The organism is Halomonas sp. (genome assembly GCF_033549285.1).
GTDB lineage: Bacteria > Pseudomonadota > Gammaproteobacteria > Pseudomonadales > Halomonadaceae > Halomonas.
Genome location: NZ_JAWSUJ010000050.1, coordinates 18601 through 29863, shown reverse-complemented (window position 1 = coordinate 29863; position 11263 = coordinate 18601). Strand labels below are relative to the sequence as shown.

General features: G+C 67.1%; 9 protein-coding genes. 6 read left to right on the top strand and 3 right to left on the bottom strand.

Annotated features, from left to right (window positions below; translation table 11 throughout):
• Positions 1–148: 148 nt before the first annotated feature.
• Positions 149–1882 carry a peptidoglycan DD-metalloendopeptidase family protein gene (locus tag SCI24_RS12400; protein WP_318725673.1) on the top strand — a complete coding sequence of 578 codons (1734 nt, stop codon included), beginning with the start codon at positions 149–151 and terminating at the stop codon, positions 1880–1882.
• A gap of 122 nt (positions 1883–2004) precedes the next feature.
• Positions 2005–3858 (top strand): ABC transporter ATP-binding protein, encoded by a 1854-nt coding sequence (locus SCI24_RS12395; RefSeq protein ID WP_318725672.1) that lies wholly within the window; start codon positions 2005–2007, stop codon positions 3856–3858.
• 23 nt (positions 3859–3881) lie between these two features.
• On the opposite strand, the gene SCI24_RS12390 is transcribed toward SCI24_RS12395, so the two are convergent.
• On the bottom strand, positions 3882–5495 hold the full coding sequence (locus SCI24_RS12390) for a L,D-transpeptidase family protein (protein ID WP_318725671.1): 1614 nt from the start codon (positions 5493–5495) through the stop codon (positions 3882–3884).
• A 168-nt stretch (positions 5496–5663) separates the two neighbouring features.
• Here SCI24_RS12390 and SCI24_RS12385 point away from each other — a divergent pair, with 168 nt between their 5' ends.
• The 3 genes from SCI24_RS12385 to SCI24_RS12375 all read left to right on the top strand — a co-directional run bounded on the left by SCI24_RS12385 (position 5664) and on the right by SCI24_RS12375 (position 7809).
• On the top strand, positions 5664–6398 hold the full coding sequence (locus SCI24_RS12385; protein WP_318725670.1) for a murein L,D-transpeptidase catalytic domain family protein: 735 nt from the start codon (positions 5664–5666) through the stop codon (positions 6396–6398).
• A gap of 178 nt (positions 6399–6576) precedes the next feature.
• The gene (locus SCI24_RS12380) at positions 6577–7263 is read left to right on the top strand and encodes an SDR family oxidoreductase (RefSeq protein ID WP_318725669.1); all 687 of its coding nucleotides are present in this window, start codon (positions 6577–6579) and stop codon (positions 7261–7263) included.
• A 51-nt stretch (positions 7264–7314) separates the two neighbouring features.
• Positions 7315–7809: a peroxiredoxin gene (locus SCI24_RS12375; RefSeq protein WP_318725668.1), complete on the top strand. Its 495-nt coding sequence runs from the start codon at positions 7315–7317 to the stop codon at positions 7807–7809.
• A gap of 201 nt (positions 7810–8010) precedes the next feature.
• Here the strand turns inward: SCI24_RS12375 and SCI24_RS12370 are convergent, their stop codons facing one another.
• A complete protein-coding gene (locus tag SCI24_RS12370; protein WP_318725667.1) occupies positions 8011–8412 on the bottom strand; it encodes an ectoine synthase in 402 nt (133 codons plus the stop codon).
• A 45-nt stretch (positions 8413–8457) separates the two neighbouring features.
• Entirely contained in the window at positions 8458–9873 is a 1416-nt protein-coding gene (locus tag SCI24_RS12365; protein ID WP_318725666.1) for an amidase, read from the bottom strand.
• Positions 9874–10174: 301 nt separating this feature from the next.
• On the opposite strand from SCI24_RS12365, the gene SCI24_RS12360 reads away from it, so the two are divergent.
• Positions 10175–11209 (top strand): patatin-like phospholipase family protein, encoded by a 1035-nt coding sequence (locus SCI24_RS12360; RefSeq protein WP_318725665.1) that lies wholly within the window; start codon positions 10175–10177, stop codon positions 11207–11209.
• Positions 11210–11263 lie beyond the last annotated feature (54 nt).

Below are 11263 nucleotides of genomic sequence, written 5' to 3'. Positions count from 1 at the left end.
ATTCTTGTGTAGTAGCTTGAATTATAACCGATTTTCAGCCGCTTTTTGCATGTCTGGTGCAATTTTCGGGCTAGGCATCCCATACATCATGGGGTATGGTTCTGAGGCCACTTATTTTTTCCTTTTCATCTGTCACGGCCCGTTACCCATGATGCGAATCCTCCATTCGCTGCCCCGCACCCACAAGCTGTTGCTGTTACCCGTTGCCACCATGGTCACCGTGCTGGGCGCACAGAAGATCGTCACCTCCTACGAAGATGTCCAGCGTGAGAGCCAGACGCTCGACACCGTTCTGGTCCCCCTCGATGCCGATGCCAGCCCCGGCCTGCCCTCGCTGCGCACGGAGCGAACCCCGGTCGCCGACGCCATCGAGATGGCCACCCGGGCCCTCGACGCCACCCGCAGCCATGTCCCGCTCTCCGAGCTCACCGCCTCGGAGATCGTCGATATCGACCTCGTCACCTCGGCCAAGGCCAGTCGTGCCGAGCCCGGGGTTCCGGAGACCCTTGCCCTGCCCGCCCAGCGCCTCGGCGCCCAGCAGGATGACACCGGCATACTCGCGGATGGCGTTGCCAGCCTCGACGATGGCGCCCTGCACATGGCGGTGGTCATCGGGACCATCGCCGGCGGCATGCTCGATCACGACGGCGAGATGGTGGCCGATGCCACCTCCTACGAGGAGGTTTCCGAGGACGAGCTGGCACTGTTCGACGAGGGGCCGATCCAGCTGGAAGAGGAGATCGCCGCCAGCGAGCCCTACGTGCCGGAGTGGAACACCTACGAGGTCCAGGCCGGCGACACCTTCGCGATCATGGCGCAGAACCATCTCGGCATGGGGTACCGCGAGGTGATGAACCTGCTGGAGCGCCTGCCCGAGCCTCGGCTGCTGACCCACTGGCGGCAGGGCAACCGCTTCGAGTACCAGCTCGACGAGGCGGGTCGCCTGCTCTCCCTGCGCCTGATGAAGAACGCCCGGGACGGCTTCCTGGTCGAGCGCCAGGAGGACGGCTTCGAGGTAGCCACCATCGAGCGCGCCGGCGAGGCCACCCAGCGCCTCTTTGCCGGCAGCATCAGCGGCAGCTTCGCGCGTTCGGCCAAGGCCACCGGCTTGACCAGCGCCGAGGTCTCGGAACTCTCCCGAGTCCTGGAAAAGAAACTCGACTTCCGCCGCGACACCCGTCGCGGCGATCGTTTTCAGGTGCTGGTGGAGTCCGACCTCATCGATGGCGAGAGCCTCGACCCCCGGGTGCTGGCAGTGCAGTACGAGGGCGAGCGCATGGACCTCACCCTGGTGCGCAACCCGGAGGACAACCGCTTCTACACGCCGGACGGCGATAGCCTCGATCCGGCCTTCAACCGCTACCCCTTCGACGGTCGCTACCGGCTGAGCTCGCACTTCAACCCGCGCCGCAAGCATCCGGTCACCGGCCGCATCAGCCCCCACAAGGGTACCGACTTCGCCATGCCGATCGGCACCGCCGTCCAGGCCCCCGCCAATGGCCGCGTGGAGAAGGTCGGCAACCACCCGGCGGCAGGCCGCTACGTGGTGATCCGCCACGACAACGGCTACAAGACCCGCTACCTGCACCTCTCCAAGCCGCTGGTCAGCAACGGCCAGCGCGTCGCCATGGGTGAGCGCATTGCGTTGTCCGGCAATACCGGGCGCAGCACCGGCCCTCACCTGCACTACGAGGTTCTGGTCAACAACAGCCAGGTCAATGCCATGAAGGTGGCGCTGCCCGAGAACCAGAGCCTCCAGGGCGAGCGGCTGGTCGCCTTCCAGCGCCAGGCAGAGCCCGTGCTGGCCGCCCTGCAGAGCGGCGAGACCGGCACCGTGGTCGCCAGCACCGGCGAGGTGGAAACGACCGACGACGGGGGCTGATCCACGCCGCCACCGCCTTTCCGCGCCCCGCCCTCGAGCGGGGCGCGGTCGTTCAGGGGGCGCCTACTGCCGGAGGGACGCCCGGGGTACACTGGCGCCCCCACGGATCGGAGACCCTCGGCGTGTCCTCACCCCATGCCCACCCCCGGCCGGCCGCGCCACCCGAGCGCCGCCTGGCCAGCTTCCTCGGCGTCTTCCGCTACAGCCACCGTGCCCTGGCACTCGTCTGGCAGACCTCCCGCCCCCTGACCCTGGGGCTCGCGCTCTGCACCCTGGTCGCCGGGGTGCTGCCCGCGGTGGCGGCCTGGATCGGCCAGCTGATCGTCGATTCGGTGGTGGCAGCCATGGCCCATCATGCCGAGACCGGGGAGGTCGACTGGTGGGGAGTGCTGCGCTACGTGCTGGCCGAGGCGGGGGTGATCGCCACCATCGCCCTGGCCCAGCGCGGCCTCTCGGCCCAGCAGTCACTGCTGCGCGCCCTGCTCGGCCAGAAGGTCAACGTGATGATCCTCGAGAAGGCCGGCACCCTCTCCCTCGAGCAGTTCGAGGACTCCGAGTTCTATGACAAGCTGACCCGCGCCCGTCGCGAGGCCTCGGTGCGGCCGCTGGGCCTGGTCAACAAGACCTTCGGCCTGGCCCAGAACGCCATCTCGCTGGCCAGTTTCGGCGTGCTGCTGGTGCAGTTCTCGCCCTGGGCGCTGCTGGTGCTGGTGATCGGCGCCCTGCCGGTGTTCGTCTCGGAGGCCAAGTTCTCCGGCGATGCCTTCCGGCTGTTCCGCTGGCGCTCGCCGCAGACCCGCATGCAGATGTACCTGGAGACGGTGCTCGCCCGGGAGGACAGCATCAAGGAGGTCAAGCTGTTCGGGCTGGAGCCGCTGCTGCTTGCGCGCTACCGGAGTATCTTCGAGACCCTCTACGCCGAGGATCGCCGCCTGACGCTGCGCCGCGAGACCTGGGGCTTCCTGCTCGGGCTGCTGGGCACCCTGGCCTTCTACGCCGCCTATGCCTGGGTGGTGGCGGAGACCGTCACCGGGAGGCTGACCCTGGGCGAGATGACCATGTACCTGATGGTCTTCAAGCAGGGCCAGGCGGCACTCTCGGCGAGCCTCACGGCGATCGGCGGCATGTACGAGGACAACCTCTATCTCTCGAACCTCTACGAGTACATGGAGCAGCCGGTGCCCGCCGAGCGCGGCACCCTGACCACGGGGGCGCATCCCGGCGACGGCATCCGCTTCGAGGGGGTGGGCTTCACCTACCCCGGCGCCGCGTCGCCCGCCCTCTCGGGCATCTCGCTGCACCTGCGCCCGGGCGGGAGCCTCGCCCTGGTGGGGGCCAACGGTTCGGGCAAGACCACCCTGATCAAGCTGCTGACTCGCCTCTACGAGCCCACCGAGGGGCGCATCCTGCTCGACGGCAGTGACCTGCGCGACTGGGAAATCCAGGCCCTGCGGCGTCGCATCGGGGTGATCTTCCAGGACTTCGTGCGCTACCAGATGAAGGTGGGCGAGAACCTCGGGGCCGGGGACGTCGCGGCCTTCACCGACGAGGCGCGCTGGGAGGCGGCCGCCCGTCGCGGCCTGGCCGACGAGTTCATCGCCGGCATGCCCGGCGGCTACCACACCCAGCTGGGGCGCTGGTTCAAGGGCGGCCAGGAGCTCTCGGGGGGCCAGTGGCAGAAGATTGCCCTCTCCCGGGCCTACATGCGCGAGGGCGCCGACATCCTGGTGCTCGACGAACCCACGGCGGCCATGGACGCCGCGGCCGAGGCGGCCGTCTATGCCGACTTCCGCGAGGGCAGCCGCGACCGCATGACCATCCTGATCTCGCACCGCTTCTCGACGGTGCGCGCCGCCGACTGGATCCTGGTGATCGACGGCGGCGAGATCCTCGAACAGGGCGACCATGAACGCCTGATGGCCGCCAACGGCCGCTACGCCCGGCTGTTCCGACTGCAGGCCAGGGGCTACCGCTGAGCCAGGCCGCGACAGCGGCCCCGCTATCCGCTCAGGGGGCGGTCCAGGGCCGACAGCAGGGTGGCATCGCGCCGATAGACGTCCGGCCGGAAGACCAGCTCGCCATCCTCGCCCGGGTGCACCGTCCAGTAGTGCAGGATCACCGGTACGGGACGCTCGAGATGGATGTTGCGAGTGGCGCCCTCGGCGACCAGCGAGGCCACATGGGCGGGGGTACCGGTATCGTCGAAGAGGTGCTGGGCCAGCTCGAGTACCCCCTGCACGCGGATGCAGCCGGAGCTGAAGGCCCGCTGCTCGCTGGCGAAGAGGCCCTGGGCGGGAGTGTCGTGCAGGTAGACGAGGTGGTTGTTGGGGAAGCGCAGCACGACGCGGCCCAGGGCATTCTGCGGGCCGGGCCGCTGGCGAAGCATGATGTTGCCGGGCCGTGACCAGTCGACCTCGCGGGGGTCGAGACGCTGGCCGGAGGGCCCCAGCACCATGAGGTCCTCCCGCCACAGGTAGCCGAGATCGCGGCGTACCTTGGGCAACACGTCCTCGCGCAGGATGGTCGGCGGCACCGTCCAGGTGGGGTTGAGGGTCAGGTGGGTGATCGCCGAGCGCAGCGAGGGGGTGCGGCGATAGGGGCGCCCTACCACGATGCGCGAGCGCCACACCCGGCCGTCGGGGCGGAAGTAGCTGATCCGGTAGCCGGCGATGTCCACCAGCACGAAGGAGTCCGGCAGCCCGTGGAGCAGCCAGCGGGCACGCTCCAGGTTGACGCGGATCTGGTCGATGCGCTCCCCCACCGGCACGTTCAGGGCCTCCCGGGTCCGGGGACCGACGATGCCGTCCACCTCGAGCAGGTGGCGGCGCTGGAAACGCTTCACGGCCTCCACCAGGGCATCATCGTAGCGGCGCGGCTCCGCGTCGCCCGAGTCGGCCCCGGCAAAGAGGTCGGCCACCATCACCTCCAGCTCGCCGATGATCGCCAGGCGCTCGCGCAGCAGCGGCACATCCTCGTGGAGGTCGCCCGGGCGCAGCGACTCTTGTCGTTGCGGCAGCCTCGGCCAGCCGCCCTGCCGCTCGATATGGCGGTAGCGGGCCAATCCCGTGCGCAGGCGCTCGTAAGGGGGCGCCGAGGGACGCGCCAGGGCGAAGGCCTGCTCGAAGCGCTGGGCATCCACCGCCCGCGATACCGCGGCCAGGTCCAGGGGCGGCGCGTCGATGAGCACCTCCCAGTCCGGGTCGATGCGATGGGGATCCACCTTGCCGCGCTGGAGATGGCGCAGGGCCGCCAGCAGGACACGGCTGGCCTGCAGGTCGAAGCGCGCCCGGGCGGCCGGTGTCTGTCCCTCGGCCTGCACCTGGCGGTGTCCCGCCACCAGCGCATCCGGTCGGTAGTCCTGCGGGGTCAGGCCGTCCGCCTCCAGGCTGCGCAGGGCCGCGGCAAAGCCGGTGACGGTCTCGGCCTCCTGCCAGGCGGGTTGTCCCTCGCGCGCGACGTAGAAGTCCCGCAGGCTCCCCTCCTCCTCGGCTAGCCGTTCGGCGAGGGCACCGGCCACGGTGGCCTCGCCCTCCTCGGCGAGGGCCCAGCCACTCATCGAGAGCAGCATCCCCACCACGAGAATCAGTGGCGTCAATCCTTTGGCTAAGGGCATGGGTCCTGGCTCCTGCGTTGAGAATGAGGTCTGGTCATCATGTTTTCCTTGGCCATAATAGTGTCCGACAGGGAGCCGCAGGGAAGCCGGCTCCACTTTCGCCTGAACGCCCCGCCGTCGGGAATGGCCGACGACCGAGCCCAGCATGCCACACAACAGGTTTCCCGAATGCCGATCTCCTTCCCGAATCGATGGCTCCCCGGCACCGCCCTGTGCAGCGCGCTGCTGCTGGGCACGACGCTCGCCCTGGCCGGCGACGACTTCCTGGCCCAGGCCTACAAGCCGGATACGCTGCGCCAGCTTCCACTCGAACAGACCCTGACCCGGCTGGCACCCGACGCCGATCCTCGGGTCCTGCGCCTGGCGGCCAGTGCGCTCTCCTGCGCCGACCCCGACGCCGAGCGCCTGGCGGTGATCGACTTCTCGCTGCCCTCCACCGAGCCGCGGCTCTGGGTCTTCGACCTACAGCGCCGCCAGCTGCTGTTCGAGGAGCTGGTCTCCCACGGCCAGGGCTCGGGCAATGCCATGGCCGAGACCTTCTCCAACGTCCCGGAAAGCCACCAGTCCAGCATCGGCCTGTTCCGCACCATGAACAGCTACCAGGGCCGTAACGGCTACTCGCTGCGCCTGGAGGGCCTCGAGCCCGGCGTCAACCACCTGGCCTACGAGCGCGCCATCGTCATCCATGGTGCCGACTACGTCAGCGAGGCCTTCATCGAGCAGACCGGTCGCCTCGGCCGCAGCCATGGCTGCCCGGCGGTTCGCCAGGAGGTCGCCGCACCGCTGATCGACAGCATCAAGGAGGATCAGTACCTCTTCACCTACTACCCCGATCCGGAATGGCTGGCGAGCTCGGACTTCTTCCACTGTGATCGTGACGAGGCGCAACTGGCCCTGAACTGACCGGCGTCCTGCCATGGTGCCACCGCCGGCGCCACCATGGCAGGGCACACCGCTACCGAACGCGACGTCCGATATCCGCGAGGCCGCCTGGCGGTGTTGCGTTGAGCGCCAGGATTGCAGCCATGTCCTGGCCTGGGCCATGCTGGAAATTCACGGGTCACAGGCTCAGGAGAGGACGATGCAGCATCGCGTATTACTGATTACCGGGGCGTCGAGCGGGATCGGCGCCGCCACGGCCCGGGCCGCCTCGCGGGAAGGCTACAAGCTGGTGCTGGCCGCCCGCTCCCGGGAGAAGCTCACGGCCCTGGCCGAGGAGCTGGGCCCGGAGAACGTGCTCGCCATCGGCTGTGACGTCACCGCCATGGATGACCAGCAGGCCATGGTCGAGCAGGCCATGGAACGCTTCGGTCGCATCGATGCCGTGTTCGCCAACGCGGGGCGCGGCGGCTCACCGGGAGGCTTCAGTGGCGCCGACCACGAGGCCTGGCGCGAGATGATACTGACCAACATCTACGGCGTCGGGTTGACCCTGCAGGCCACCCTGCCGGCACTGCGTCGCAGCCGTGGTCATGTGCTGCTGACCGGGTCGGCCGCCGGCCGTACCACCATCCCCGGCTCCATGTATAGCGCCACCAAATGGGCGGTGAGCGGGATCGGTTACAACCTGCGGGAGGAGCTACGGGGCAGCGGCATCCGCGTGACCCTGATCGAACCCGGGATGGTCAATACCCCCTTCTTCGACGAGCCCCCGGAGCATGCCCTGGAAGACCGTGACATCGCCAACGCGGTGACCTATGCCCTGGGGCAGCCGGAACACGTGGATGTCAACGAGATTCTGATTCGCCCCACGCCGCCGCTGGAATGACCCGCTCCCCGGCTCACGAATGACGCTTACCTCCAACCAGAGGCCTACCCCATGACACTCTCGATCGGTGACAGGATTCCGGACATCACCCTCAAGACCAATGGCCCCGATGGGCCGCAGGACCTCTCCACCGGCGAGTTCTTCGCCGACCGGCGCGTGGTGCTCTTCGCCGTGCCCGGCGCCTTCACCCCCGGCTGCTCCAACACCCACATGCCCGGCTTCGTGGTGCGCGCCGACGACATCCTCGCCAGCGGCGCCGATGCCCTCGCCTGCCTGTCGGTGAACGACGCCTTCGTGATGGGCGCCTGGCAGAAGGACCAGAATGCGGAGGCGATCACCATGCTGGCCGACGGCAACGCCGAATTTACCCGTGCCATCGGCATGGACAAGGACGCCACGGCCGGTGGCATGGGCATCCGCAGCCACCGTTATGCCCTGATCGCCTATGACGGCGTGGTGGAGTACCTCGGCGTCGATACCGAGAAGGGCGTGGTGGACAAGAGCAGTGCTGAGACCATTCTCGAGATGTTGGCCAGTTCCAGCTGAAGCAAGCCCTCGAATCGGGCGATGCTGGCGTTACCTCGACTGACCTGACAGGCATGCCTGGGCGGCTGACAGGGCGAGGCCCTGCCAGCCTTCAAGGATAGTCCAGTCTCCCGGCCGAAGTGATCATGGGCATCCGCACCGCGCTGACCACAAGGCCCAGGCAGCAGAATGGTTGGATGCACAACTCTCGAGAGGTCACAGTTAGCGACTCAGAATGCTTCCGTCATCGTCATAAAGGGGGTAGCTGCCCTGCTCGTCGTGATCCTCGGGGCCGACCAGGGCCGGCGTGAAGACGCAAAGCACGGTCATTCCCTTGGCGCTGCTGAGGACATGCTGCTGGTGCTTGTCCAGGGCATAGAGTACGCCCGGTTTCAGCTCCCACTTGCCACCCTCGGTCAGGTCTTCGATGCTGCCCTCCCCTTCCAGGCAAAGCACCGTCTCTCGGTGGTTGCGATACCACATTCGCAGCTCGCATCCCGGCTTGATAAAGGTCTCATGCACCGAGTGGCCCATGCCGTCGGCGCGAAGCGTATAGCGACGGCTGATGAACTTCTCCTCGTCGATGGCACTCTTTTCGGCGTCCTCATGGGTTCGAACGATCATGTCCGCTCGCTCCTTGCACGATTGAATTCGACCGAGCGCAGGCCCTCAGGCTTGCTGGGATGGGTCCGGAATGGTGGGAAAACGTGGCGGATGCGCCTCCATGAACGCATGACAGGCGCGTAATACCCGAGTGTCGTCGTATTTGCCGCCCGCCAGCTGGAAACCTACCGGCAACCCGGTATCGGTGAAGCCGCAGGGGACCGAGGCCGCGGGTTGCTGGCTGAGATTGAAGGGATAGGAAAACGGTGCCCACTCCTCCCAGTCCTTCATGCCGCTCCCGGGGGGAACTTCCTGATTGACCTCGAACGGCGGAATGGACACGGTGGGCGTCATCAGCAGGTGGTACTCCTGGTTGAAATGCTCGAGACGCTCGGTGAGTCTCGCCCTTTCCACCAATGCCCGAAACAGCTCCACGGCGCTCCAGTGTTCCGCTTCACGCGCATTGGCCACCAGGCCAGGATCGAGCTTGTCACGCAGACGATCATCGAGCTGTGACCACTGTTCCAGCGAGGCTGTGAACCAGAGCTTCTTGAAGATATCCAGGGAGGACTCGAAGCCGGGATGGATTTCCACCACCTCGGCGCCCAGCGTTTCCAGCTTCCGCGCGGCTTCGGCCACACGGTCGGCGACTTGACGATCAACCCGGGCATACCCAAGGTCCGGTGAGTAGGCGATACGCAGGCCATGCAGCCTCCGGCCGAGGTCCTCCCCCCAGTCAGCCGGCTGCCCCCGCGTGGCATAGGGATCCCGATAGTCATAACGGCCGATGACATTGAGCATGCTGACGGCATCACGCACGTTGCGGGTCAGGGGGCCCAGGTGCGAGAGGGTCGGCTCCTTGGCCGGCGGCCACTGCGGCGTCCAACCGAAGGTGGGCTTGAAGCCGAAGACCCCGGTGAAGGCCGCGGGAATGCGTATCGAGCCACCGGAATCACCGCCTTGGTGAAGCACTCCCATATTGAGTGCGGCGGCCACGGCGGCACCCCCGGATGATCCTCCAGGGGTCAACCGCGTATCCCAGGGGTTGTGGGTGGCACCGAATACCCGATTGTCGGTGACCGCCTTCCACCCGAACTCCGGGGTGTTGGTCTTGCCCAGGATGACGGCCCCCGCTTCCCGCAACATCCGGGCGGGTGGGGCATCCTGCTGACTGGGCGTATCCGGTACGGTCAGGGACCCCTCGCGACACGGCATGCCGGCAACCTCGGTAAGGTCCTTCAGAGACACCGGCACCCCATCGATCGGGCTCAAGGGCTTGCCCTGCCCCCAGCGTCGCGCCGAGGCCATGGCTGCCGCTTCTGCCCCTTCATGATCCACGTGGACATAGGCATTCACTTTGTCGTTGAAGCGCTCGATGCGCTCGAGGGCGGCCCGCGCGGCCTCCAGCGGCGAGGCTTCTCGTGACCTGAAGAGTGCCACGAGGCTTTGCGCATCCATCATGCCCAGATCAGACTCGCTCATACCCATTCCCCTCCGATGGCCACGCCGATAACGGTTTAAACACCATAGAGCAGGCCGATCACCTGATCCAAGCGCAGCAGGTGCTGATCCACTGATGCCCCTGAAGCTGGCTTGTTCACCCTGGGGCCGATGCACCGCCTGGAAACAGGCGAATTCGAGCGGCCTTCCTACCCATGGTGGGGGCTACTCTGAACACCAGGCGCTTGCGTGGATGATGGTCGTCATCCGTCTCGGCCGTTATGCTGGCGTTGATGCACTGCAGCGGCGGCCTGACCGGGCTGCCCCGCGCCGAGGAGCAAAGATGAGCGAGAAACGCCGGATCGACCTGGCCCTGCAGGGCGGTGGCGCCCACGGTGCCTTCACCTGGGGCGTGATGGACCGCCTGCTCGAGGACGAGCGCATCGAGATCGAGGGCATCAGCGGGACCAGTGCCGGGGCCATGAACGGCGTGGTGATGGCCGATGCCCTGACCCGCGGCGACGAATCCACCGCTCGCGTGGCCCTGCGCGACTTCTGGCGGGCCGTCAGCCGGGCGGGCATGGCGAGTCCCGTGCGCCGCACCCCGCTGGACATGCTCACCGGCAACTGGAGCCTCGACCACTCCCCGGGCTACATCGCCCTGGACCTGATGAGCCGGCTGGTCTCGCCCTACCACTTCAATCCCTTCAACTTCAATCCGCTGCGCGACATCGTCGCCGAACGGGTCGACTTCGAGCGGGTCCGGGCCTGCGAGGAGCTCAAGCTCTTCGTCACCGCCACCAACGTGCGCAGCGGCAAGCAGCGGATCTTTAACCGCGAGGAGATGAGCCTCGATGCGGTGATGGCCTCGGCCTGCCTGCCCACGGTCTTCCAGGCGGTGGAGATCGACGGTGAGGCCTACTGGGATGGTGGCTACATGGGCAACCCCTCGCTCTCGCCATTGCTGCATGACTGCACGGCGGGTGACATCCTGGTGGTGCAGATCACCCCCATGCATCGCCAGGAAGTGCCCACCAGCGCCGCGGACATCCTGAACCGCCTCAACGAGATCACCTTCAATGCCGCCCTGATCAAGGAAGTGCGCACGATCGTGATGCTGCAGAAGCTGCTCGGCGAGCATGACATCGACATCGGCTGCTATCGGGAGGCCCGGCTCCACCACCTCAGCGGCGACGAGCCCCTGTCGCACCTCTCCGTATCCAGCAAGCTCAACGCCGAGTGGGCCTTCCTCTGCCACCTGCATGAACTGGGGCGCGCGACCACCGAGGCCTGGCTCGTCGAGCACTTCGACGACCTGGGCCAGCGCTCCACCCTGGACGTGGAACGCATCTTCCAGGAGGCCGAGGAGACTCGCTGAGCCAACGTTGACGGTACCCCGCGATATCGCATTGCAGCATGAGCGAACACCGAC